General features: G+C 58.9%; 1 rRNA gene. It reads right to left on the reverse strand.

Annotation, left to right across the window (positions count from 1 at the left end):
- A 23S ribosomal RNA gene (locus P2Q00_RS50630) occupies positions 1 to 710 on the reverse strand; the annotation flags it as partial.

The following is a 710-nucleotide window of genomic DNA, read 5'->3' on the forward strand; positions in this document are numbered from 1 at the left end:
CGGTATTCTCTACCTGACCACCTGAGTCGGTTTAGGGTACGGGCCGCCATGAAACTCGCTAGAGGCTTTTCTCGACAGCATAGGATCATCCACTTCACCACAATCGGCTCGGCATCAGGTCTCAGCCCCATGTGCGACGGATTTGCCTGTCGCACGGCCTACACCCTTACCCCGGGACAACCACCGCCCGGGCTGGACTACCTTCCTGCGTCACCCCATCACTCACCTACTGCAAGTCTGGTCCGTCGGCTCCACCACTCCCCCTTGCCCGAAGGCTCCGGGGCGGCTTCACGGACTTAGCATCGCCTGGTTCGATGTTTGACGCTTCACAGCGGGTACCGGAATATCAACCGGTTATCCATCGACTACGCCTGTCGGCCTCGCCTTAGGTCCCGACTTACCCTGGGCAGATCAGCTTGACCCAGGAACCCTTAGTCAATCGGCGCACACGTTTCTCACGTGTGAATCGCTACTCATGCCTGCATTCTCACTCGTGAACCGTCCACAACTGCCTTCCGGCGCTGCTTCACCCGGCACACGACGCTCCCCTACCCATCCACACACCCGTTGGGGCTGTTGTGTGAATGACACGACTTCGGCGGTACGCTTGAGCCCCGCTACATTGTCGGCGCGGAATCACTAGACCAGTGAGCTATTACGCACTCTTTCAAGGGTGGCTGCTTCTAAGCCAACCTCCTGGTTGTCTCTGC

The organism is Streptomyces coacervatus, assembly GCF_029223485.1.
Lineage (GTDB): Bacteria > Actinomycetota > Actinomycetes > Streptomycetales > Streptomycetaceae > Streptomyces > Streptomyces coacervatus.